Origin of the sequence: Leifsonia sp. PS1209 (assembly GCF_012317045.1) — a bacterium.
In the GTDB taxonomy this organism is placed as follows: domain Bacteria; phylum Actinomycetota; class Actinomycetes; order Actinomycetales; family Microbacteriaceae; genus Leifsonia.
Genome location: NZ_CP051154.1, coordinates 2,295,644 through 2,317,005, shown reverse-complemented (window position 1 = coordinate 2,317,005; position 21,362 = coordinate 2,295,644). Strand labels below are relative to the sequence as shown.

23 protein-coding genes and 4 tRNA genes are annotated in these 21,362 nt (G+C 67.8%); 17 read left to right on the top strand and 10 right to left on the bottom strand.

What is annotated here, in order from left to right:
- Positions 1 to 13: 13 nt before the first annotated feature.
- On the top strand, positions 14 to 634 hold the full coding sequence (locus HF024_RS11085) for a TetR/AcrR family transcriptional regulator (RefSeq protein ID WP_168689587.1): 621 nt from the start codon (positions 14 to 16) through the stop codon (positions 632 to 634).
- A gap of 57 nt (positions 635 to 691) precedes the next feature.
- On the opposite strand, the gene HF024_RS11080 is transcribed toward HF024_RS11085, so the two are convergent.
- The gene (locus tag HF024_RS11080) at positions 692 to 2,830 is read right to left on the bottom strand and encodes a 3-hydroxyacyl-CoA dehydrogenase NAD-binding domain-containing protein (protein ID WP_168689586.1); all 2,139 of its coding nucleotides are present in this window, start codon (positions 2,828 to 2,830) and stop codon (positions 692 to 694) included.
- 322 nt (positions 2,831 to 3,152) lie between these two features.
- Here HF024_RS11080 and HF024_RS11075 point away from each other — a divergent pair, with 322 nt between their 5' ends.
- Positions 3,153 to 3,881 (top strand): hypothetical protein, encoded by a 729-nt coding sequence (locus tag HF024_RS11075; RefSeq protein WP_168689585.1) that lies wholly within the window; start codon positions 3,153 to 3,155, stop codon positions 3,879 to 3,881.
- A gap of 11 nt (positions 3,882 to 3,892) precedes the next feature.
- Positions 3,893 to 4,132: a PLDc N-terminal domain-containing protein gene (locus tag HF024_RS11070; RefSeq protein WP_168689584.1), complete on the top strand. Its 240-nt coding sequence runs from the start codon at positions 3,893 to 3,895 to the stop codon at positions 4,130 to 4,132.
- 84 nt (positions 4,133 to 4,216) lie between these two features.
- Here HF024_RS11070 and HF024_RS11065 read toward each other — a convergent pair whose 3' ends face one another.
- From HF024_RS11065 to HF024_RS11055, 3 genes are all read right to left on the bottom strand, one after another.
- Entirely contained in the window at positions 4,217 to 5,407 is a 1,191-nt protein-coding gene (locus HF024_RS11065) for a thiolase family protein (RefSeq protein ID WP_168689583.1), read from the bottom strand.
- Positions 5,408 to 5,478: 71 nt separating this feature from the next.
- The gene (locus tag HF024_RS11060) at positions 5,479 to 6,675 is read right to left on the bottom strand and encodes a ribonuclease D (RefSeq protein ID WP_085367790.1); all 1,197 of its coding nucleotides are present in this window, start codon (positions 6,673 to 6,675) and stop codon (positions 5,479 to 5,481) included.
- On the bottom strand, positions 6,668 to 7,261 hold the full coding sequence (locus HF024_RS11055; RefSeq protein WP_085367789.1) for a DUF3000 domain-containing protein: 594 nt from the start codon (positions 7,259 to 7,261) through the stop codon (positions 6,668 to 6,670). The genes HF024_RS11060 and HF024_RS11055 overlap by 8 nt, the downstream gene beginning before the upstream one ends.
- A gap of 100 nt (positions 7,262 to 7,361) precedes the next feature.
- Here HF024_RS11055 and HF024_RS11050 point away from each other — a divergent pair, with 100 nt between their 5' ends.
- Positions 7,362 to 8,582 carry an alpha/beta fold hydrolase gene (locus HF024_RS11050; RefSeq protein ID WP_168689582.1) on the top strand — a complete coding sequence of 407 codons (1,221 nt, stop codon included), beginning with the start codon at positions 7,362 to 7,364 and terminating at the stop codon, positions 8,580 to 8,582.
- Here the strand turns inward: HF024_RS11050 and HF024_RS11045 are convergent.
- On the bottom strand, positions 8,579 to 9,034 hold the full coding sequence (locus HF024_RS11045; RefSeq protein ID WP_168689581.1) for a SufE family protein: 456 nt from the start codon (positions 9,032 to 9,034) through the stop codon (positions 8,579 to 8,581). The two genes, HF024_RS11050 and HF024_RS11045, sit on opposite strands and share 4 nt — an antisense overlap.
- Before the next feature lie 9 nt (positions 9,035 to 9,043).
- Positions 9,044 to 9,943: a sulfurtransferase gene (locus tag HF024_RS11040; RefSeq protein WP_168689580.1), complete on the bottom strand. Its 900-nt coding sequence runs from the start codon at positions 9,941 to 9,943 to the stop codon at positions 9,044 to 9,046.
- Positions 9,944 to 10,097: 154 nt separating this feature from the next.
- Here HF024_RS11040 and zapE point away from each other — a divergent pair, with 154 nt between their 5' ends.
- From zapE to HF024_RS11025, 3 genes are all read left to right on the top strand, one after another.
- Positions 10,098 to 11,147: a cell division protein ZapE gene (gene zapE / locus HF024_RS11035; protein WP_085367785.1), complete on the top strand. Its 1,050-nt coding sequence runs from the start codon at positions 10,098 to 10,100 to the stop codon at positions 11,145 to 11,147.
- Positions 11,148 to 11,346: 199 nt separating this feature from the next.
- Complete coding sequence (locus HF024_RS11030; RefSeq protein ID WP_085367784.1) at positions 11,347 to 12,621, top strand: ammonium transporter; 1,275 nt, start codon at positions 11,347 to 11,349, stop codon at positions 12,619 to 12,621.
- 122 nt (positions 12,622 to 12,743) lie between these two features.
- Complete coding sequence (locus tag HF024_RS11025; protein WP_168689579.1) at positions 12,744 to 13,985, top strand: ammonium transporter; 1,242 nt, start codon at positions 12,744 to 12,746, stop codon at positions 13,983 to 13,985.
- 79 nt (positions 13,986 to 14,064) lie between these two features.
- On the opposite strand, the gene HF024_RS11020 is transcribed toward HF024_RS11025, so the two are convergent.
- Together HF024_RS11020 and HF024_RS11015 are read right to left on the bottom strand one after the other, a co-directional pair.
- Positions 14,065 to 14,280: a hypothetical protein gene (locus HF024_RS11020; RefSeq protein WP_168689578.1), complete on the bottom strand. Its 216-nt coding sequence runs from the start codon at positions 14,278 to 14,280 to the stop codon at positions 14,065 to 14,067.
- A gap of 39 nt (positions 14,281 to 14,319) precedes the next feature.
- The gene (locus tag HF024_RS11015; protein WP_168689577.1) at positions 14,320 to 14,946 is read right to left on the bottom strand and encodes a hypothetical protein; all 627 of its coding nucleotides are present in this window, start codon (positions 14,944 to 14,946) and stop codon (positions 14,320 to 14,322) included.
- Positions 14,947 to 15,048: 102 nt separating this feature from the next.
- Between HF024_RS11015 and HF024_RS11010 the strand changes: the two genes are divergently transcribed.
- Positions 15,049 to 15,594: a type II toxin-antitoxin system PemK/MazF family toxin gene (locus HF024_RS11010; RefSeq protein ID WP_247597079.1), complete on the top strand. Its 546-nt coding sequence runs from the start codon at positions 15,049 to 15,051 to the stop codon at positions 15,592 to 15,594.
- Between the two features lie 63 nt (positions 15,595 to 15,657).
- On the opposite strand, the gene HF024_RS11005 is transcribed toward HF024_RS11010, so the two are convergent.
- Positions 15,658 to 15,730 (bottom strand) — tRNA-Val (locus HF024_RS11005).
- Between the two features lie 164 nt (positions 15,731 to 15,894).
- On the opposite strand from HF024_RS11005, the gene HF024_RS11000 reads away from it, so the two are divergent.
- From HF024_RS11000 to HF024_RS10975, 6 genes are all read left to right on the top strand, one after another.
- Positions 15,895 to 15,967: transfer RNA gene (locus tag HF024_RS11000), tRNA-Gly, on the top strand.
- Between the two features lie 53 nt (positions 15,968 to 16,020).
- A tRNA-Cys gene (locus tag HF024_RS10995) sits at positions 16,021 to 16,094 on the top strand.
- A 20-nt stretch (positions 16,095 to 16,114) separates the two neighbouring features.
- Positions 16,115 to 16,186, top strand: a tRNA-Val gene (locus HF024_RS10990).
- The gene (locus HF024_RS10985; protein ID WP_168690871.1) at positions 16,145 to 16,687 is read left to right on the top strand and encodes a hypothetical protein; all 543 of its coding nucleotides are present in this window, start codon (positions 16,145 to 16,147) and stop codon (positions 16,685 to 16,687) included. Before HF024_RS10990 ends, HF024_RS10985 begins: the two co-directional genes overlap by 42 nt.
- A gap of 66 nt (positions 16,688 to 16,753) precedes the next feature.
- On the top strand, positions 16,754 to 17,404 hold the full coding sequence (locus tag HF024_RS10980) for an MBL fold metallo-hydrolase (RefSeq protein WP_168689576.1): 651 nt from the start codon (positions 16,754 to 16,756) through the stop codon (positions 17,402 to 17,404).
- A 22-nt stretch (positions 17,405 to 17,426) separates the two neighbouring features.
- Positions 17,427 to 17,840, top strand: coding sequence for a MarR family transcriptional regulator (locus HF024_RS10975; protein ID WP_085368092.1), 414 nt, complete (start codon positions 17,427 to 17,429; stop codon positions 17,838 to 17,840).
- 58 nt (positions 17,841 to 17,898) lie between these two features.
- On the opposite strand, the gene HF024_RS10970 is transcribed toward HF024_RS10975, so the two are convergent.
- Positions 17,899 to 18,285: a hypothetical protein gene (locus HF024_RS10970; RefSeq protein ID WP_168689575.1), complete on the bottom strand. Its 387-nt coding sequence runs from the start codon at positions 18,283 to 18,285 to the stop codon at positions 17,899 to 17,901.
- 105 nt (positions 18,286 to 18,390) lie between these two features.
- Between HF024_RS10970 and HF024_RS10965 the strand changes: the two genes are divergently transcribed.
- The 3 genes from HF024_RS10965 to HF024_RS10955 all read left to right on the top strand — a co-directional run bounded on the left by HF024_RS10965 (position 18,391) and on the right by HF024_RS10955 (position 21,360).
- Complete coding sequence (locus HF024_RS10965; RefSeq protein WP_247597078.1) at positions 18,391 to 18,669, top strand: hypothetical protein; 279 nt, start codon at positions 18,391 to 18,393, stop codon at positions 18,667 to 18,669.
- A gap of 73 nt (positions 18,670 to 18,742) precedes the next feature.
- Positions 18,743 to 20,725, top strand: coding sequence for a threonine--tRNA ligase (thrS, locus tag HF024_RS10960; RefSeq protein WP_168689574.1), 1,983 nt, complete (start codon positions 18,743 to 18,745; stop codon positions 20,723 to 20,725).
- The gene (locus tag HF024_RS10955; RefSeq protein ID WP_168689573.1) at positions 20,713 to 21,360 is read left to right on the top strand and encodes an HIT domain-containing protein; all 648 of its coding nucleotides are present in this window, start codon (positions 20,713 to 20,715) and stop codon (positions 21,358 to 21,360) included. The genes thrS and HF024_RS10955 overlap by 13 nt, the downstream gene beginning before the upstream one ends.
- The last annotated feature ends 2 nt before the right edge of the window (positions 21,361 to 21,362 follow it).

Sequence of the window (21,362 nt, the reverse complement as noted above, 5' to 3'; positions counted from 1 at the left end):
CTAATTTGGTTTCGTGGACATCCAGACCTCCCGCCCCCGACGCCGTGGGCCGTACGCGAAGAGCGCAGCGCGCCGCCGCCAGATCGTCGAAGAGGCGTACCGCGTGTTCGCCACGCGCGGCTACCACGCCAGCTCCCTGCGCGAGATCGCGACGGCGGCCGGGATCAGCCTCTCCAACCTGCAGCACTACTTCTCCGGCAAGGAGGACGTGCTGCTGGCCGTGCTCGAACTCCGCGACGAACTCGGAGCCGGGGAGGCGAGCAGGGCGCACGACGAGCCGTTCGAGACGCACATCGTCGCGCAGGCGGCGGCCAACGAACGCATCCCGGGGCTGATCGCGCTCTACAGCGTGCTCTCCGCTGAGGCGGTCACCGCCGACCACCCCGGCCGCGAGTACTTCCTTGGACGCTACGACGCGCTCCGCACGGAGTACGAGGCAGAGTTCGCCGCGCTCCGCGCCGACGGACGGCTGCGCGACGGCGTCGACCCGGCGCTCGCCGCGGCGTCCGTGATCGCGCTGTGGGAGGGCATCCAGTTGCAGTGGCTGTACACGCCGGAGCGGATCGACGCGGCGGCCGCACTGCGTGCCTACCTCGACCTGGTGATCCTGCCCGAGTCGACGAAAAGCCGGTAACTGCGCCGAAGTCGGGTGAAATCGGCACGGTTACCGGCATCTCGCTGGTCGCTGGTGCTACGCGACGCCCTTCACGGGGGGATGCTGGAACGTGTCCCCGAAGACGCGCTCGGACGCTCCGACCCTGTCGAGGTACGGCGTGATGCCGCCCATCTGGAACGGGAAGCCCGCGCCGAGGATCATGCAGAGGTCGATGTCCTCCGGGGCGGCGACGACGTGGTCGTCCACGAGCATCCGGTGGATCTCGTCGGCGAGGCCGTCTTCGAGCCCGCGCAGGATCTGGTCCTTGGTCCACGGGTTCTTGCCGCCGGAGACGATCTTCGCCGCCTGCTTGTCGATGCCCTTGGCCCTGCCCTTCGAGTCCTTCTCCAGGAGGGTGCCGTGCTCGGCCAGCCTGTGCAGGTTCTCGCTGCGGTAGAACCGGTCGGGGAACGCGGCGTGGTGCGTGTCGAGGACGTGCGCACCGACCTTGAGGCCGACCAGGTCGAGCAGTGCCGACGGGGGCATCGGGAGGCCGAGCGGCGCGAACGCCTCGTCGACCGTCTCGAACGGCGTTCCGTCGTCGACCGCGTGCATCGCCTCGCCGAGCACCTTCGCCAGCACGCGGTTGACCACGAAGCCGGGGGTGTCGGCGGTGATGACCGCGTTCTTCTTCAGGGCAGCCGCCGTGACCATCGCGGTCGACAGGGTCGCCTCGTCGGTGTTCGGTGTGTTCACGACCTCGATCAGCGGCATGACGGCCACCGGGGTGAAGAAGTGGAAGCCGACCAGCCGTTCCGGGTGCTTCAGCTTCGCGCCGATCTTCTCGACGGACAGCGAGGAGGTGTTGGTGGCGAGCACGGCGTCGTCGGAGATGTACTGCTCGATCTCCGCGAACACGTCCTGCTTGACCGACAGCTCCTCGAACACGGCCTCGATCACCCAGTCGGCGTCGGCGAACAGCGACTTGTCCGTCGTGCCGGTGACGAGCGCGCGCAGGCGGTTGCCCTCGTCCGGAGAGATGCGGCCCTTCTCCTGCAGCTTGCCGATCTCGTCGTGGATGTACGCGACGCCCTTGTCGACGTGCGCCTGGTCGAGGTCGGTGATGACCACGGGCACCCGCAGGCGACGCACGAACAGCAGCGCGAACTGGCTGGCCATGTATCCCGCGCCGATCACGCCGACCTTGGTGACCTTCTTGGCGAGCTTCTTGTCCGGAGCACCCGCCGGGCGCTTCGCCCGCTTCTGCACCAGGTTGAAGGCGTAGATGCTGGCCTGGAACTGGTCGCCGGAGATGAGTTCGGCGAGCACGTCGTCCTCGCGCTCGAAGCCCTCCTCCTTGGTGCCGGACTTGGCGGCCTTCAGCAGGTCGAGCGCGGCGTACGGCGACTTCGGCACGGTGCCGATGCGGCTCTCCAGCATCTTGCGGGCGATGCCGATGGCCGCATCCCACTTGACCATCCGCTCGACCTTGCCCGGCACGTTCGGGCGCTTCACGGTGAGTTCGCCGGTGAGCACCCTGTCCGCCCAGCGCAGCGAGTCCTCCAGGAAGTTCGCCGAGTCGAAGATCGCGTCGGCGATGCCGAGGTCGAAGACGTCCTGCGGCTTCAGCATCCTGTTCTGCTTCAGCGGGTTCTCGACGATCACCTTGAGGGCGTTCTCGATGCCGATCAGGTTCGGCAGGATGTACGCGCCGCCCCAGCCGGGGATGAGGCCAAGGAAGACCTCCGGCAGCGCGAACGCCGCCGCCGACCTGTCGATGGTGCGGTAGTCGGCGTTCAGGCCGATCTCCACACCGCCGCCGAGCGCGAGCCCGTTGGTGAAGACGAACGACGGGACGCCGAGGGTGGCCTGCTTGCCGAGCACGTAGTGACCGAGCTGGGGGAGCAGCTTCGCCACCTCGACGCTCGGGATGTCGCCCACCCGGGAGAGGTCGGCGCCCGCCGCGAGGATGAACGGCTTGCCCGTGACGGCGACCGCGTCGATCTCGCCGCGGCCCGCACGCTCCGTCAGCTCGTCGAAGGTCTTCCCCAGTTCGAGGAGGGTCGCAGGTCCCATCGTGTTCGGGCGCGTGTGGTCGCGCCCGTTGTCGAGGGTCACCAGCGCGAGCGTCTTGCCGCTCGGCAGCGGGATGTCCTTGACGAACGAGTGGGTGACGACCTCGTCGGAGGTGAGGTCGACGAGCGGGCTGAAGTCGATCTTGGAATAGTCGGTCACGTCTTTATGCCTTCCGAGCGCGCTTTGTGATGTGAGGGTCTCCGACACGCGCTGACTGACGCCGTCGTAGAGCCCTGATGTCCTCGGAGGAGGCTATCGAGCCGGGCGGCGTGCCGCACATCGCTTGCCGCTGTGCACAACGGCGCGGGCGTGGATGGTGCTTCGCATTGGCGGAACCTTACAGTCCGGCTGGGGTGACGGGCGCTGAGCGGCGTGGGGTCGGATTTGACCGTTTGTGATGCGTAAAATTGTCACATCTGGAACATTAACGTTACAGTGCGGCGTATCAGTAATGAGGCTGATGCGACACAACGAGGTGAAAATGACCACAGCAATTCGACGGCCCCTCTTTTCCATCGCGGCGGCAGCGGGGGCTCTTTGCCTCGCGCTGACGGGCGCAGCGAGCGCTACGGGAGCGCCTGCCGAAGTGACGGCGTCGCCTCTGTCAGCGGCTGAGGCGCAGGTTCTTCGCGCAACGCTCGCGAAGTTCGACGTGCCCGTCGCGACGCAAGATGAGCTCATCGCACGCGCCCGAGCAGGCCAGGTGTGGGATGCCAGCACTACGAATGCCGTCCCGGTCTCGGAAGAACGCGGTGTCGTCAAGGACGGATTCGAGTATGACGTGAAGCGGTTCGCCGACGGCTCTGTCGCATACGTCGGGCTCGAGATTCCCGCTGTGGAACAGGGCGGCGGACCCCAAGGACGGGCGATCTCGCAGTGTCGCTATCAGAGCGGGTCCGGCTACTCGAACGCGACCGGCTGCCAGATCGATGGCGCGTGGGGGACCATCTTCGTCGGCGCGATCAATGTGGGCTACACCCTGGTCCAGGGCGGGTCGGATCAGATGATCGACGGCGGCTATGGGTTCCAGCGCTGCGTCTACCCGACGTCGTGCAGTTCGCCTGTCCGCGTCTCGTGGAAGAAGTCCGAGAACAGTTCCGCTGCGTACCAGCGGTGGCAGGCTGATGTGAGCGGCGGCTATCTGGGCAGCTGGAACGTCTGGGTACAGTTGAATGTCGGCGGCGATCGCGCCTGGCAGACCAACTCCTGAAGGGATCTGCGGTGAGCAATCCTGAGATTCCCGCGGTGTTTGACGTTGCCGGGGTCGCCATCGCGCTCGTCGCGGCTGTTCTCGTGGTTGCGGCGCTCGTCAGCGTGTCGGTCTCGAGGTCGGTGACGCCCCCGCAGCGAGTCGCGTGGCTCCTCGCAGTGCTCCTTCTGCCCGCTCTCGGCGCCATCGCCTGGTTCGCGACCGTTGCGGTCGAGCGGACGCGCGGGCGGGTGACGCGGACGACCAAGTAGCGCCAGCCGAAGCCAGCCACGGAAACACGAATGCGCCCGATGTCTTCATCGGGCGCATTCGCGTTGTCGTGCAGGAGGGCACGACTAGCCGCGGTAGTGGGGGTTCTCCCAGATGACGCTTCCGCCCTGGCCGAGGCCGACGCACATCGCCGTGAGGCCGTAGCGGACCTCCGGGTGCTCCTCGAACTGGCGGGCGAGCTGGATCATCAGGCGCACGCCGCTGGCGGCGAGCGGGTGGCCGACGGCGATGGCGCCGCCCCACTGGTTGACGCGCGGGTCCTCGTCGTCGATGCCGAAGTGGTCGAGCAGCGACAGCACCTGGATGGCGAACGCCTCGTTCAGCTCGAACAGGCCGATGTCGTCGATGGTGAGACCGGCCTTGCGGAGCGCCTTCTCGGTCGACGGCACCGGGCCGATGCCCATGATCTCCGGCTCGACGCCGGCGAACGCGAAGCTCACCATGCGCATCTTCGGCTGCAGGCCGAACTCCTTCACCGCGTCGCCGGAGGCGAGCAGGCTCGCCGTCGCCCCGTCGGTCAGGGGTGACGAGTTGCCGGCCGAGACACGGCCGTGCGGGCGGAACGGGGTGCGCAAGGTCGCGAGGGACTCCATGTTGGTCTCCGGGCGCATCCCCTCGTCCTGGGTGGCGAGGCCCCAGCCGCTCTCGGAGCGGATGGCGACGGGCACCAGGTCGGGCTGCAGCTTGCCGGCCGCGTACGCTGCGGCGGTCTTCTGCTGGCTGCGCATCGCGTAGCGGTCGGAGCGCTCCTTGGTGAGCGCGGGGAACCGGTCGTGGATGCGTTCGGCGGTCATGCCCATGTTGAGGGCGTCCTCACCGACCAGGCGCTCGGAGAGGAAGCGCGGGTTCGGGTCTGCGCCGAAGCCCATCGGGTGGCGCCCCATGTGCTCGACGCCACCGGCGATGGCGAGGTCGTATGCGCCGAACGCGATGCCGGAGCCGAGGGTGGTGACGCTGGTCATGGCGCCCGCGCACATCCGGTCGATGGCGAAGCCGGGCACCGATTTCGGCAGGCCGGCGAGCAGTGCTGCCGTGCGTCCGAGGGTGAGGCCCTGGTCGCCCTGCTGCGTGGTGGCCGCGATGGCCACGTCGTCGATCCTGTCCTTGGGCACATTCGGGTTGCGCTCCAGCAGCTCGATCATGGCCTTGACCACCAGATCGTCCGCGCGCGTGTTCCAGTACTGCCCTTTTTCGCCGGCTCGCCCGAACGGAGTGCGCACTCCATCGACGAAGACGACATCAGCTCTATCGGCCACAATGCCTCCCAAATCAGGTCGGATTCGATCCTAGGGATGCGATGCGCGCCGGAAGAATCGTTTGATTCTTTCTACGAATCCGCTTCCGTGGCGTCCGGGCCGTTTTGGCTGGCTTCCACAAAGGCCTGGGCGATCGCCTGTGAGGTTGCCTCAATCTGCCAGGGCCGTGCACCCCACTGGGCGAGGGCCGCGCCGATGGATGCGCTGTCCAGCGACTCCGGCGGCGCCCACGCCACCCGGCGCAGCGTCTCCGGCGTGAGCAGGTTCTCGACAGGGATCGACAGCTCCTCGGAGAGGGAGGTGACAGCGGCGCGCGCCGCCTTCAGCCTGGCGTCCGCCTCCGGGTTCCTGTCCGCCCACGCGCGCGGGGGAGGCAGGGTGTCTCCGTTGCCGCGCATCACGGGAAGGTCGTCGGTGGTGCGGCCGGCCTCGATGGCCTCCCACCAGCGGTCCAGCTCCGTGCGGCTGGCGCGGCCGTTGAACTCGCGGAGCGACGCGAGACCGCGCTTGGTCTCGGGCATGGCCTTCGCCGCGGCGGTGAGGGACGCATCCGGCACCAGGCGGCCGGGTGCGATGTCGGTCGTGCGGGCCAGCTCGTCGCGGCTCAGCCACAGCTCCCGCGCGACGGCCAGGTTGCGGATGCCCCTGATCGAGTGGATGCCGGACAGGCGCCGCCACGGCTCGTTGCGCACCACTTTGAGGTCGCGGGCCAGCTCGTCGTCGAACTCCTGCTGCGCGATCGCGGTCTTGCCCTGTTCATCGAGGAGGGCGGCGATCGCATCCCGCAGGTCGGGGAGCAGCTCGACGTCGAGAGCGGCGTAGACGAGCCACGGCTCCGGCAGCGGCCTGGTCGACCAGTCTGCGGCGGAGTGCTCCTTGGCGAGGTGGATGCCGAGCAGCTCCTCCACCACGGTGCCGAGGCCGACCCTGGGCATCCCGAGCAGGCGGGCGGCCAGCTCGGTGTCGAAGACGTGGTGCGGGTCGAGTCCGACCTCGCGCAGGCAGGTGAGGTCTTGGGTGGCGGCGTGCAGCACCCACTCCTCGTCGGCGATGGCGGCGTTCAGCTCGTCGAAACGGCCGACGGCGGGAGGGTCGAAGAGGAAGGTGCCAGCATCACGGCGGAAGACCTGGATGAGGTACGCCCGCTGCGAGTATCGAAAGCCGCTCGCCCGCTCCGCGTCGACGGCGACGGGTCCGTTGCCCGCCGCGATGGTCTCGACCGCGTCGAGGTATTCGTCCCTGGTGTCGATGACGTGATGATCAGCCACGCGGGGTCCGTCTCGTCAGCAGGCTCACACCCTCGCCGGTCGGCGGGAGCCCGGCCAGCATGCAGAGCAGCTCGCCCCAGCCCTCGACGTGCGCGGAGATGTCGCTCTCCAGTGGGCTCCAGGATGCGCGCAGCTCGATCTGCGACCCGTCGCCCTGGGCGGCGAGCTCCCCGAAACCGGTGGAGATGATCTTGGTGGCCGTGCCGCTCGCCGCGGTGTACTTCGCCTGCCGGGCGTCCAGCGCATCCACCAGCCACGACCAGGCCACGTCGGCCAGGAACGGGTCGAGCCCGATGTCGGTCTCGAGCGGCGCCTGCGCGAAACAGACGATGCGGAACGGACCGCCCCACGCCTCCGGCTCCGCCTCGTCGTAGAGCAGGATGAACCGGCCGGTGCCGAGGTCGGAGTCGCTGCCGTGCCTGGTCGGCCGCACGTCGGCCGCGAGCGCGACGGAGTACGGCGCGAGCTGGCCGGGCGCTGGGATCTCGGTGACCACGAGCTCCGGACGGGACGTCGCGTGGCGGATCGTCTCCAACGCCGCGGCGAACTCCGGGGGAGTGCGTGGGGTCGAGGGTGTTGTCGGCACGATAGGAACACTAGGGTCCTTTGCCGGGTGGCGACGGTAAGGCACGCCGCCTGGGGAAGTCCTGAACACCCCGTCGCCGTATCGGGGTTACGCTGACGGCATGGCGCGTTCGACGTTCGCGAAATCCGTCCGCACGGCCGTCGTCGCGGCCGCCGTCCTCGGCCTCGCGGCCGGAGCGGGAGCCGTCCTCATCATGACGAGGGTGGCGCGCACCGTGGTCACGCCGGTGCGCAAGCGGCCGCAGAACCAGAGCATCCGGGCTGTCGACCTGGATGCGGGGACGGTGACGCTGCGCGAAACACCGGACTCGTCGGTGCCGGGCCGCTACGGCCTGTGGTTCGCCGAGGAGACCGGATACGCGAAGATCGGCGGCGTGATCTCGCGCGAGGACGGCTCGGTCACCCGCACCCTGGAGTCCGTCGCCTTCGGAGACCTGCGCCCCGGCCGGGGACGCATCAGCGGCTACTACTACCTCGAACCGTCAGAACTCGGCCTTCCCGTCGAGAGCGTCACCATCGACACCGAGCTGGGCGAGGCCCCCGCCTGGCTGTTCCCGCCGGACGACGGGCCGGGCGACCGCTGGGTCATCCAAGTGCACGGCTGGGGAGCCACCAGGCAGGAGGGCCTGCGCGCGGTCCGCACCTTCCACGACCAGGGATACACCACCCTGCTCGCGTCGTACCGCAACGACGGGGACGCCCCCAACAGCGCTGACCGCCGTTACGGCCTCGGCGGCACGGAATGGCACGACATCGACGCGGCGCTCCGGTATGCGGAGGACCACGGCGCCACCTCCATCGTCCTGATGGGCTGGTCGATGGGCGGAGCCGTCGTGCTGCAGACCATCACGCGGTCGTCGGCGCTCGGCCTGCTCCGCGGCATCATCCTCGAATCGCCGGTGATCGACTGGATCGACACCCTCGAATACCAGGCCAGGATGCTCCGCCTCCCCGACCCGATCACCCAGGGCGCCCTGCGCCTGATCGAGTCCACCTGGGGCGGCCCGTTCACCGGCCAGGCAGCGCCGATCGACCTGACCAGCATGAACTTCGTCGCCCGCGCGGCCGACCTCAGCCTGCCGACGCTGATCCTGCACAGCGACGACGACGGCTTCGTGCCGTCCACCGCATCCCGGGCGCTGGCCGCAGCGCGCAGCGACATCGTCACCCTCGTACCGTTCGCGACCGCCCTGCACACCAAGCTCTGGAACTACGACGAGGAGCGCTGGAGCACCTCCATCGCGGGCTGGCTCAGCGAGCACATCGACGTGGATGCGCCGACGGCGGCGGAATCGACAGAAGCCGCAGAAGCAGCGGGCTAGGCCGCCAGCTTCTCCCGCACCTGCCGCTTGGTGCGGCCGAGCAGCGCCGTCATGCCCCGGATGCGCAGCGGGGACACGGCCTGGGTGAGCCCGAGCGTCTGCGGGTAGTCGTCCGGAACGGCCAGCACCTCCCCGGCGGTCAGACCGGCGAGGCCCTGGGCCAGGATCGACGCGAACCCGCGCGTGGTCGGGGACTCCTCCGGCGCGGTCGCGTAGAGGTGGACGATGTCGTGCTCGTCCACCTCTACGAAGATGTAGACCGGCGACTGGCATTCGACGACCCGCTCGAACAGATCCGAATGGTCGCGGTACCGCTCGGGGAGGTCGGGAAGCTCCTCGGAGAACTCCAGCAGCAGCTGCAGCCTGTCCGGCTGCTCCAGCGCGAGGAAGTCGTCGCGGATCTCCGCCAGGGCTGGTGCGAGAGCGGGTGACGTCGAAGCCGGATCAGTCATACGACAAGGCTACTTCGCCGGGACCTCGCCCGGCTCGCTGCCCGTGACGATCGGTACGCGCACAGCGGAACCCCACTCCGTCCACGACCCGTCGTAGTTGCGCACGTTCTCGAACCCGAGCAGGTGCGTGAGCACGAACCAGGTGTGGCTCGACCGCTCGCCGATCCTGCAATAGGCGATCACGTCGTCGCCCTCCTTCAGGCCCGCCTCGCCGAGGTAGATGGCCTCGAGATCCGCGCGGCGCTTGAACGTCGCATCCGGAGCGGCAGCCCGCGCCCACGGCACGGACGCGGCGGACGGGATGTGCCCTGCCCGCAGCGCGCCCTCTGTCGGGTAGCCGGGGATCTCGGTGCGCTCTCCGCTGTACTCCTCGGGGGAGCGGACGTCGATCAACGGCTTCCCGAAGTGGGCGAGCACGTCGTCCTTGAACGCGCGGATGACGGTGTCGTCGCGCTCCACCACGGGGTACTCCACCGGGGTGACGCTCGGCTTGTCCTTCGTGATCGGGCGGCCCTCGGCGATCCACTTGTCCCTGCCGCCGTCGAGCAGGCGGACGTCCTCGTGACCGAACAGGGTGAACACCCAGAGCGCGTACGCGGCCCACCAGTTGTTCTTGTCGCCGTAGATGACCACGGTCGAGTCGCGGGCGATGCCCTTCGAGCCGAGCAGCTCGGCGAAGCGCTCGCCGTCGACGTAGTCGCGCTGCACCGGGTCGTTGAGGTCGGTGTGCCAGTCGATCTTCACGGCGCCGGGGATGTGACCCGTCTCGTACAGCAGCACGTCCTCATCGGACTCCACGACGACCAGTCCGGGTTGCCCGAGGTGCTCGGCGAGCCATTCCGTGCTCACCAGCCGTTCTGGATGTGCGTAATCGGCGAAAGCGGGGGACTGGTCGACCTCGATGGACATCGTGCATTACCTCCAGGGGGCGCCTCGTGGGCGCGAGGGGAACTATCGGCTCGGTCGGTTTAGGCTGGACACCCCGACACTGTGCGAACTTACGTACCAGGCTATCTGCGCGTAAACCGGTGCGGTAAGACTTCGACACAAAGGTGCAGCTTCCATGACGATCGACCAGACCGGCGCTCTGGTGCGCCTCGCCGACCGTGCCCCGCAGATCACCGGGGCGGAGATCGCGTCGTCGCTGGTCCCGCCGTCGCAGTTCGAGAACGCGACGTTCGAGTCGTACCGTCCCGATCACGACTATCCGTCGCAGGCGGAGGCCGTCGGCATCCTGCGCACGTTCGCGAAGTCGTGGGAGCCGCAGCGTCCGGCCGGACTGTTCAGCCGCAACCGCAAAAAGGCGGAGACCAAGCCGGGCGTCTACCTCGACGGCGGCTTCGGCGTCGGGAAGACGCACCTCCTCGCCGCGCTCTGGCGCGAGGCACCCGGACCCAAGTACTTCGGCACGTTCATCGAGTACACCGCGCTGGTCGGCGCGCTCGGCTACGCGGGCGCTGTCAACCTGCTGCGCGGCTCCACACTGATCTGCATCGACGAGTTCGAGCTCGACGACCCGGGCGACACGATGATGATGACCAGGATGCTCGGCGAACTCGTCGCATCCGGAACCAGGATCGCGGCCACCAGCAACACCCCGCCGAACGCACTGGGCGAGGGACGGTTCGCCGCGAGCGACTTCCTGCGCGAGATCCAGTCGCTGTCCGCCAACTTCGAGACCATCAGGATCGACGGACTCGACTACCGCCGCCGTGACACGGAGGGCAGGGCCGTCACCGTCGAGCAGGACGAGTACGACCGCATCACCGGAGCCCTCGGTGCGCGCGGGGAGACAGTCACCAGCGACGACTTCGACACGCTGATCGCGCACCTCGCCACCGTGCACCCCTCCCGCTACATCAAGCTGCTCGACGGCGTCGACGTCATCGGCCTCACCGGCGTGCGCATCCTGCACGACCAGATGGCGGCGCTGCGCCTGGTGGCGTTCATCGACAGGGTCTACGACGCGGAGATCCCGATCGTGCAGACCGGGGTGCCGCTCAGCGAGGTGTTCGACGAGGACATGCTCGGCGGCGGATACCGCAAGAAGTACCTGCGCTCCGTCTCCCGCATGATCGCTCTGACCACCGGAGAGCTCCCCCCGCACGACTGACGACGCTCGACGATGACGCTCGACGGATTCCGGGCGGCACGAAACACGATGTTTACACGCATTGTGGATGCGTAACAGACCCGAAACACGAGCATCCCTCCACGGAAACCTCCCGTGATGAAACTGGGCACACCCCGAAACGCTCACCGATCAGCCAGACCGGGGCCCGTGCGCATTCATGAGAGAGGTAGACCAACGTATGTTGCTACACACAGCAGCGGACTACGCAGAGGCAGGGACCGTCAACTCCCTGTGGCTGCTCGTCGCCGCAGCCCTTGTTCTGCTGATGACCCCCGGCGTCGCCTTCTTCTACGGAGGAATGGTCCGCGCCAAGAGCGTCGTCAGCATGATGATGATGAGCTTCGGCGCGATGGCGATCGTGGGCGTCCTGTGGGTGTTCTACGGGTACGGCCTCGCGTTCGGCAAGCCGCTCATCCCACACTTCCTCGGAACCCCTGACTGGTTCCTGTCCAGCCTGATGGGCAAGGACGGCATGACCCCCGACCTGGGCGGCCTCGCCTTCGCCGGGTTCCAGGCCACCTTCGCGATCATCACCGTCGCCCTGATCTCCGGCGCGATCGCCGACCGCGCCAAGTTCGGCGCGTGGATGGTGTTCGCCGGCATCTGGGTCACGGTCGTCTACTTCCCGGTCGCGTACTGGGTGTTCAACCTGGCCGACGGCTGGGCGCCCGCCCTCCTGCACGTCAACGACTTCGCGGGTGGTACAGCGGTCCACATCAACGCCGGAGCCGCCGGCCTCGCACTCGCCCTGGTTCTCGGCAAGCGCGTCGGCTTCCAGAAGGGCATGTCGAAGCCGCACAACGTGCCGCTCACGCTCCTCGGCGCAGCGCTCCTCTGGTTCGGCTGGTTCGGCTTCAACGCTGGCTCGGAGGCCGCAGTGGACGGCGTGGCGGCGATCGCCTGGATCAACACCCTCGCCGCTCCGGCTGCCGCCACCATCGGCTGGCTGATCGTCGAGAAGTTCAAGGACGGCAAGCCCACCTCCATCGGTGCGGCATCCGGTGCGGTCACCGGCCTGGTCGCGATCACCCCGGCCTGTAACATCCTGACCCCCGGGTTCGCGATCCTCCTCGGCCTGGTCGCCGGTGCCGTCTGCGCCGTCGCCATCGACCTGAAGTTCAAGCTCGGCTTCGACGACTCGCTCGACGTGGTGGGCATCCACCTCATCGGCGGTCTCATCGGAACGCTCTGGATCGGCGTCTTCGGCTTCACCCACATCGACGGCGACGCCACGAAGGGCTTCTCCAGCCTGCTCTACGGCGGCAGCTTCGCCCAGCTCGGCGCGCAGGCGATCGGCGCGTTCAGCGTGATGATCTACTCCTTCGTCCTGGCCTGGATCATCGGAACGGTCATCCAGAAGACGATGGGCTTCCGCGTCAAGAACGAGGACGAGCTGGCCGGCGTCGACACGGTCGTGCACGGCGAAGAGGGCTACGCCCTCGAGACGGTCTGATCGGACCGACCAGCAGCGCAGTAACCACAGCACGCGAGCGGGGTGTCGCCTTCGGGCGGCGCCCCGCTTCGCGTGCGCGCCAGTAGTGTGTTGATGCCCGGTTCGCGCGACGAGGAGGACGGATGACGCCAGCCACGAGCGCGCAGGTGGACGCCCTCCTGCTCCTGGTGAGCGCCACGTTCGTGATGGCCGTCGTGCCGGGGCTGGCATTCTTCTACGGCGGCATGACCGGCGCGCGCGGAGCCTCCCAGGCGTTCAGAGCGGCCCTCACCGGGTCGGCCATCGTCGTCGTCCTCGCCGTGGTGGGCGGCTACGGGATGCTCGCGGGGGATCCGCTCATCGCCCACGTCGTCGGGCGGCCGGACTGGGGGCTCGCCAGGGAGTTCACGCCGGGCAGCGGGACGGCATCCACGATGTACCCCCTGGCCAGGGCCGCCTACCTGATCGCGGTCTGCGCCGTCGCCGTGACGATCCTCGGCGCCGCTGTCGCCTCCCGGGTGACCCTGCGGGCCTGGGCGGTGTTCTCCGCGCTGTGGAGCGTGCTGGTGCTGTTCCCCGCCGGCTACGCGGTCTTCGCGCTCAGCGACGGCTGGGCGGTCTCCGGGATGCACGTGATCGACTTCGGCGGCGCCATCCCGGTCAGCCTGGCGGCGGGCAGCGGAGCGGCGGGGGTGATCCTCGCCTGCGGTCACCGCGACCATCCCGTGGCCGGAGAGCGGCGCCTGCCGCTGGTGGCGGTCGGCGGGGCGCTGGTCTGGGTGGGCTGGTTCGGCCTCACGGTCGGTTCGGAGGGCGCCCTCGACGCCTTCGCACCGCTGATCGCGCTGAACACGCTGATGGCGTCCGCCGGGGGAGCGCTGATGTGGATAATCGTCGACAGGGTGCTGCTGCGTCGGCCGACGGTCACCAGCGCACTCTGCGGCGCGGTGGCCGGCCTCGTGGCGATCACCCCGGCCTCCGGCGTGCTCACCATCGGCTGGTCCCTGCTGCTCGGCGCCCTGGCCGCCGTCGCCTGCGCCAGCATGGTCGACCTGGCCGCCCGCGCCCGCTTCGGCGTCCCGATGACGATCTGCGTCATCCACATCGTCGCCAGCCTCGTCGGCCTGCTCTACATCGGCCTGTTCGCCACCGGAGACGGGATGGTCGACAGCGGCAACTTCGACCTCTTCGTGTCCCAGGCGGTCGCAGGTCTCGGCGTCGCCGCATACTCATTCGTGGTGTCGCTGGTCATCGCGACGGTGCTGCGGCACACGATCGGCCTCACGCGGCTCCGGTATGGTGCCAGCGATGGTCTGGCCGATGGCGCGACGTCGCGTGGTATGCCGTCGCAGGCTGAGCCGGTTCGGCGTGACGATCCGCTCTGACGCCGGCAGTGGATGCACTGCGCCCTGCGGATTCGATGGACAATCCGCGGGGCGTTTCCGTCGTGCGCCAGCGTGGAGGCTAACGCTTCGAACGACTTCTTGAGCCCGTTCTGCTGACGATCGTGCCGAATACCCACGCAATCGCCGCAATGACGATTGCCGCGGTGAGCATTGCGCCTATGGGGAGGGTGCTCTCAGTGGTGGGTCCGGCCACGATCGACAGCCAGATCGCAGCAGCAATCAATCCGAGTGCGACGCCGGACAGAAGGGCGGTGATCCAATGGATTCGAATCATGACGATCCCTATTCTTACGGTCTCCTCCAGCTATTGCGCTCAGCAGACGAAGCCGGCGAGGGACATCTCGACGCCGGTTCCGTTCTTGCTGCATTGATCGATCGACCACGCCGAGTAGGCCGCGACCGCGCCGACTGCGACGAGAGGAAGCGACGTGGGCGGGAACGCTGCAGAAAGCGCCCCGAGTACGCCCGCGACTCCGGCTGTGCCTGCGATGGCTTTCACGACCTTCGGTGTGATGCACGAATCCAGCTTGAAGTGATAGCCGATCCAGTCGTACCAGAACGCGTTCTGGCCACGGCAGGTAGCGCGGGCGGACACCTGCGACGGAAACTCGCCGTTGTCGTTCACGACGTGACCCCCGCCGATCGCCACGCCACGTGCATAATCGCGCGCGAGTTCGTTCGGCACGCCGCTTCGGAGTGCGGCGGCGAAATCGAAGGTGACCATGCCGTGAACGTTCGTGGATGCCGCGTCGATCCGGGATCGGTTGGCTTGGAGCTCGTCGACTTGCGATTGCACCTCGGGTGGCAACTGCTCCGTCGACGTCACGGCCACATCGACAGTGCTAGCTCTGCCGGTGAGCGACGCGCTCGCTGGCGATGGAACCGCGAGCGCAATGAGCGCGGCCGTAGCCGCCGCGGCGACGAGTGATGTGAACCTCATTGTTCTCCTTGGCTATGGTAAGCATCATGGATGTTGCGGAAAATATACCAGACATCTCCTATGGTCGACAATGGTTCGCTGTGCTCCGGTATCGTGCCAGCGATGGCATCCCGGATGAACCTGCTGCGCGCGATCGCGAACGCGCTGCTTCCCACGCAGAAGAAACCGCGGCGCGCGACGCCCACGAAGACCACGACACGGGCGGCACCCCTAACTGACGCCGCCGAGCCCGGTCGCACAGGCCCGTCCGCCACGGTCGAGGTCGACCCGCGCGCTATCGGCAGGGTGACGATGACGTACAGCCCGGCCACCGACGGCGACGCCGACCCCGGCGAGGTCGTCTGGACCTGGGTGCCGTACGAGGAGCGCGACGGCCGAGGCAAGGACCGCCCCGTGCTCGTCGTCGCGGCCGAGCCTGGCGGCACGGTGCTGGCCGTCCAGCTCACCAGCCAGGCGCATCCCGGTCGTTCGGAGTACGTTCCGATCGGCACGGGAGGGTGGGATGCGCAGCGCAGGCCCAGCTACGTCAACACCGACCGCGTCTTCCGGGTGCACCAGTCCGGGATGCGCCGCGAGGCGACGGCCCTCGACCGCCGCCGCTACGACACCGTGCGCGACGCCCTCGTCGCCCGCTACCGCTGGCGCTGACCAGCGCTGTGCTCCAGGGTGACTGCGGGTACACGAAAGGCCACGGTTTCCCGTGGCCTGCTGTGGGCGATACCGGACTCGAACCGATGACCTCTTCCGTGTGAAGGAAGCGCGCTACCAACTGCGCCAATCGCCCTGGGGTTTCGCTGCCGTGAACCGGCTGCGAGACTCGATACTAGCCGACGAACGGGGCCCGGCGCACATCCGGCACGCGACACACCCGGCTGCATGACCCGGTTTGGTTTTCCGCGTCGGCATCGGCTAAAGTCATTCAAGTGCCGCAGAGATGCGGAACGAAATGCGGATGTAGCGCAGTTGGTAGCGCATCACCTTGCCAAGGTGAGGGTCGCGAGTTCGAATCTCGTCATCCGCTCGAGTCAGCCCGACCGAAAGGTCGGGCTTCTCACAACGGTGGTGAACCCAAACGGTGGATTGGCCGAGAGGCGAGGCAGCGGCCTGCAAAGCCGTATACACGGGTTCGAATCCCGTATCCACCTCCAACCTGGAACCATCCAGGCTTGGGCGATTGGCGCAGCGGTAGCGCGCTTCCCTGACACGGAAGAGGTCACTGGTTCGATCCCAGTATCGCCCACACAGAGAAGGCACCACACGAAGAAACCCTTGGGAAACCGAGGGTTTTGTCGTTTCCGCGGGGAGCGCGTTCGAGCTGCTCGCCTGGAACGAATCGGCCGCTGACCTGTTCCGGGATGCCACCACCGCCCCCGACCCCAACCTCGTCCTCTGGGTGTTCCTGGCGCCCGCGGCCCGAGATGCGCTCTGCGATTGGAGCGGGATCGCCCAAGGGGTGCTCGCCCGCTTCCGCACCAGCGCCGGGTGGCATCCGGGATCAGCCACGCTCGCGCGCGTCCAGAGCGAGCTCCTCGACGCGAGCCCCGAAGCCCGGGAATGGTGGCCCCGCTACGACATCGGCGAAAATCGCGCCGGAGCGAAAGGCGTGCGCACGCTCTCCGGACAGATCCTGCTGCTCAGCTACGCCTCGTTCCGGGTGGCGGACCGTCCGGACCAGGTCCTCACGATCCACCGTCCGATCGAGGCGGCGGGAGTGCCGGAGGGCGGTCGCGCGGGGTCCTGAGAGAATACAACAGTGTTGTATATTTAGATGGACACAACCGACGTGCACATCTGAAAGGTCGCCACCGTGGAACTCACCAGGCACGCCCATGCCACCGTCGTCATCGAGCAGGACGAAACCGTCGTGCTCGTCGATCCGGGGGTCTTCACTCCCAATGCTCGCGAGTTGCTCGCCGGCGCGACCGCGGTGCTCGTCACTCACGATCACTTCGATCACTTCGACCTCGATGCTGTGCGGGATGCGTTGGCGGCCGTTCCAGGACTCGTTCTCTACGGACCGGGTTCGGTGGTGGACGCGCTCGTGACCGCCGGCCTGGGGAAGGCGCAGCTCGTGCGCGTTGAGGACGGGGATGCCTGGGCCGTCGGTGATATCTCCGTTCGTGCATTCGGTGGCGATCATGCGCTCATCAACCCGCGCATCCCGGTGCCGCACAATGTCGGCTACCTGATCGGTGATGTTGTCTTCCATCCCGGGGATTCATATGCCGTCCCGCCCTTTGCGGTCCACACCCTGCTTGTGCCGGTCAGCGGCCCCTGGGTCAAGATCGGCGAAGCGATCGACTTCATCGCAGCGGTGAGTCCCACGCAGACCGTGCTCGTGCACGACATCATGCTCTCCGAGATCGGGAGGGGATCGGCGTCGACGTTTCTCGGCGCAGACGGAGTGACCGGGGTATCGCTCGTCGCACTTCGCCCGGGCGAATCAGCCGCGCTCTGACGCGTTGAATGGGAGGGTGACCATGTCTTATCTCGACCTCGCAGAGGACCTCCGGCTCGCCGTCGGTGAGTTCGTCCGCGCCACGCGCGCCGAAACCGATGTTCTTCCTCGCGTCAAGGCCGACTCTCTGAGCCAACTGGAGAGGAGGGGCCCGCAGACCATCGCGCAACTCGCTGCTGCCCGCGGCGTCCGGCATCAGGGCATGAGCAGGGCGGTCGCCGAACTCGAATCGCACGGGCTCGTGCACCGGATGCGCAATCCCGCCGATGCACGCGGGTGGGTCATCTCCCTGAGCGAACGAGGTCAGGCGGCCCTCGAGGCCGACCGGACGGCTCGGCGGGACACCGTCGCGCGCGGCATCGAGGACCGGCTCGACGCGAACGAGCGCGCACTGCTCGCGCAGGTTCCTGCCTTGCTGCGCAAGCTCGGATCCTGACTCCCGCGGTGGGCCTCTCCGCCAGAAGCGCGACCTCCCGCAACCACGAGCAGTGCGATCACCGCGACGACGAACCCGCCGAGTACGACCAGCCCGTCGGCCCCCGCCACACTCCTCGCGCGAGCAGACCGGCGCCGATCAGGATGGCGCCGTACACGCCGGCCGTGCTGTCGGCGCTGCCACTGTGTGTCGTGACGGTCCCGTTGCCATCGGTACGCCGCCACTCGCACGCGCGGCCCAGCGGCCATCCGCTGAGGCTCTGATTCACGACGTCGCCGCCCTCGCTGATGACCGCGAGGGGTGAGGACGGACCTTCCTGCCGACAGGTGTTGGTCGTCGCAGACGCGATCATAATGAAGCCTGCATACAGGCCGTACGCCACCATCAGTGCTCCGGCGACGGTGAACGCGGCACGAAGGCCCCGGCTCTGAGACCGTGTGTGCATCTTCCCCCCTCCCTGCCAGTCTTCGCGGCCACGCGCGAATGCGCATCATCCGCTGGGATGGTTCACGGGTTCATCGCAGCAGGCCGAAGGGGTACGTTGTCCGTGATGATTGAAATGCAGACAATGGTCCGAACGACCATAGCGATCAATGGCACCGGCTATTTCCTGGCGCAGGGCCAGGATATTGAGGACCTGCAGAATCGGATCGAGGCGGCCGCTGCGTCGTCCGGACGGTTCGTCAGCTTCACCGTGGTCGGCAATCGAGCGGTGAGTGTGCTCATCACCCCGCGGAGCCAGGCGGTGATCTCCGTCGAGACCGTCCAGTTCGACCCGCGTGACACCGGCGACGACGAGGAGCCGTTCGGGGGCCTCTTCGACTTCTGACGGGAAAAGCCACCCACCCCACGCGCACTAAGCTTGAACGGTTCCGATTCAATCGATCCAAGGAGTGGAAAAGGTGGCTGACGGCTTCGAGCTCTTCACCGACCGTTCCGTTGTCGCGATGCGCGTCAACGGCGAGCTGAAAGATCTCGCAACGCAGGTCACGACCACGGACACCGTCGAACCGGTGACCATCGACTCCCCGGACGGGCTGAACATCCTGCGGCACTCGACCGCGCACGTTCTCGCGCAGGCCGTTCAGGCGATCAACCCGGAGGCGAAGCTCGGCATCGGGCCGCCCATCACCGACGGGTTCTACTACGACTTCGACGTCGCGGAGACTTTCACCCCGGAAGACCTCAAGGCGCTCGACAAGGAGATGTCGCGCATCGTGCGCGCCGGCCAGCGTTTCGTGCGCAGGGTCGTCACCGACGACGAGGCGCGCGCAGAGCTCGCGAACGAGCCGTACAAGCTGGAGCTGATCGGGCTCAAGGGCGGCGTCGTCCACGGAGACACTGCAGCGTTCGACGAGAGCGAGTCCGTCGAGGTCGGCGGCGCAGAGCTCACCATCTACGACAACGTCGACCCGAAGACGGGGGAGACGGTCTGGAAGGACCTCTGCCGCGGCCCGCACCTGCCCAACACCCGGATGATCGGGAACGGCTGGTCGCTCACCCGCGTCGCGGCGGCGTACTGGCGCGGCAACGAGAAGAACAAGCAGCTGCAGCGCGTCTACGGCACGGCCTGGCCGACCAAGGACGAGCTGCGCGCATACCAGACCCGCATGGAGGAGGCCGCCAAGCGCGACCACCGCAAGCTCGGCTCCGAGCTGGACCTGTTCAGCTTCCCGGAGGAGATCGGCTCTGGACTGGCGGTGTTCCACCCCAAGGGCGGCATCATCCGCAACGAGATCGAGAACTTCATGCGCGAGCGCCTGATCGCGAACGACTACGAGCTCGTCAACACCCCGCACATCACCAAGGGCCGGCTGTACGAGATCAGCCAGCACCTCAACTGGTACAAGGACGGGATGTTCCCCGCCATGCACCTGGACGAAGAGGTGGATGCGGAGGGTCACGTCACCCGCCAGGGCCAGGACTACTACCTCAAGCCCATGAACTGCCCGATGCACAACCTGATCTACCGGGCGCGCGGCCGCAGCTACCGTGAGCTCCCGCTGCGGCTGGCGGAGTTCGGCACGGTGTACCGCTACGAGAAGAGCGGCACGCTGTCCGGCCTGACCCGCGTGCGCGGCCTCACCCAGGACGACGCGCACATCTACGTCACCGACGAGCAGATCAAGGACGAGGTGGCCCGCCAGCTCGAATTCGTGCTCGAAACCCTGCGCGGCTACGGCCTCACCGACTTCTACCTCGAACTCTCCACGAAGGACCCGGACAAGTACGTCGGCTCCGACGAGAGCTGGGAGCAGGCGACCGAGACGCTGCGGCAGGTCGCGGTGGAGTCCGGTCTCGAACTGGTCGCCGACCCGGGCGGTGCCGCGTTCTACGGCCCCAAGATCTCGGTGCAGGCGCGGGATGCGATCGGCCGCACCTGGCAGCTGTCCACCGTCCAGCTCGACTTCAACCAGCCCGAGCTGTTCGAGCTGGAGTACACGGCGGCCGACGGGACGCGCAAGCAGCCCGCGATGATCCACCGCGCACTGCTCGGATCGATCGAGCGGTTCTTCGCGATCCTGCTGGAGCACTACGCCGGGGCGTTCCCGGTGTGGCTGTCCCCGGTGCAGGTCGTCGGCATCCCGGTCGCCGACCAGTTCGGCCCGTTCCTCGACGACGTGATCGCGCGCCTCAAGGCGAAGGGCGTCCGTGCAGAGGTCGACCACTCCGACGACCGGATGCAGAAGAAGATCCGCACGCACACCAAGGCGAAGGTGCCGTTCCAGCTCATCGTCGGCGAGGAGGACGCGTCGGCCGGCACGGTCAGCTTCCGCTTCCGCGACGGCACGCAGCGCAACGGCGTGACGGTCGACGAGGCGATCGACAGGATCGTCTCCGCGATCGAGAAGCACGAGCAGGTCGACACGGCATGGCTCGACTGAGCCTCGACGACTACGCGGACGCCTCCGGAGCGGACGGGACTCCCGCCGCATCCGGAGCGGACGCCGCAGCCGCAGCCGGGGGAGCCGGGGCAGCCGGGGACGTCCGCATCGACGACCCCGGCTACCTCGTCGGCGTTCCTGACGAGTTCCAGCGCCTCTGGACGCCACACAGGATGGTCTACATCCAGAACGGCCAGCAGCCGGGCGCGGACGACTGCCCGTTCTGCGTCGCGCCGAGCATGAGCGACGAGGATGCGCTGATCGTGGCGCGCGGGACGCATGCGTACGCGCTGCTCAACCTGTTCCCGTACAACAGCGGCCACCTGCTGGTCTGCCCGTACCGCCACATCGCCACCTACGACGAGGCGACGCCGGAGGAGGTCGCCGAGATCGGCAGCATCACCCAGACGGCGATGCGGGTCATCCGGCAGGTGTCCAAGAACGACGGCTTCAACATCGGCATGAACCAGGGCGCCATCGCCGGCGCGGGGATCGCCGCGCACCTGCACCAGCACATCGTGCCGCGGTGGGCTCAGGATGCGAACTTCCTGCCCATCATCGCGAAGACGAAGGCGCTGCCGCAGCTGCTCGGCGAGGTCCGCGCCGCCATCGCGGACGCCTGGCCGAACGACTGACC

What these genes read in the sequence shown, in the direction of transcription:
- HF024_RS11075 (WP_168689585.1), top strand. Translation starts at nt 3,153, where the DNA reads ATGACCACAGCAATTCGACGGCCCCTCTTTTCCATCGCGGCGGCAGCG.
- HF024_RS11050 (WP_168689582.1), top strand. Translation starts at nt 7,362, where the DNA reads ATGGCGCGTTCGACGTTCGCGAAATCCGTCCGCACGGCCGTCGTCGCG.
- HF024_RS11045 (WP_168689581.1), bottom strand. Translation starts at nt 9,034, where the DNA reads ATGACTGATCCGGCTTCGACGTCACCCGCTCTCGCACCAGCCCTGGCG.
- HF024_RS11040 (WP_168689580.1), bottom strand. Translation starts at nt 9,943, where the DNA reads ATGTCCATCGAGGTCGACCAGTCCCCCGCTTTCGCCGATTACGCACAT.
- zapE (WP_085367785.1), top strand. Translation starts at nt 10,098, where the DNA reads ATGACGATCGACCAGACCGGCGCTCTGGTGCGCCTCGCCGACCGTGCC.
- HF024_RS11030 (WP_085367784.1), top strand. Translation starts at nt 11,347, where the DNA reads ATGTTGCTACACACAGCAGCGGACTACGCAGAGGCAGGGACCGTCAAC.
- HF024_RS11025 (WP_168689579.1), top strand. Translation starts at nt 12,744, where the DNA reads ATGACGCCAGCCACGAGCGCGCAGGTGGACGCCCTCCTGCTCCTGGTG.
- HF024_RS11020 (WP_168689578.1), bottom strand. Translation starts at nt 14,280, where the DNA reads ATGATTCGAATCCATTGGATCACCGCCCTTCTGTCCGGCGTCGCACTC.
- HF024_RS11015 (WP_168689577.1), bottom strand. Translation starts at nt 14,946, where the DNA reads ATGAGGTTCACATCACTCGTCGCCGCGGCGGCTACGGCCGCGCTCATT.
- HF024_RS11010 (WP_247597079.1), top strand. Translation starts at nt 15,049, where the DNA reads ATGGCATCCCGGATGAACCTGCTGCGCGCGATCGCGAACGCGCTGCTT.
- HF024_RS10975 (WP_085368092.1), top strand. Translation starts at nt 17,427, where the DNA reads ATGTCTTATCTCGACCTCGCAGAGGACCTCCGGCTCGCCGTCGGTGAG.
- HF024_RS10970 (WP_168689575.1), bottom strand. Translation starts at nt 18,285, where the DNA reads ATGCACACACGGTCTCAGAGCCGGGGCCTTCGTGCCGCGTTCACCGTC.
- HF024_RS10965 (WP_247597078.1), top strand. Translation starts at nt 18,391, where the DNA reads ATGATTGAAATGCAGACAATGGTCCGAACGACCATAGCGATCAATGGC.
- HF024_RS10955 (WP_168689573.1), top strand. Translation starts at nt 20,713, where the DNA reads ATGGCTCGACTGAGCCTCGACGACTACGCGGACGCCTCCGGAGCGGAC.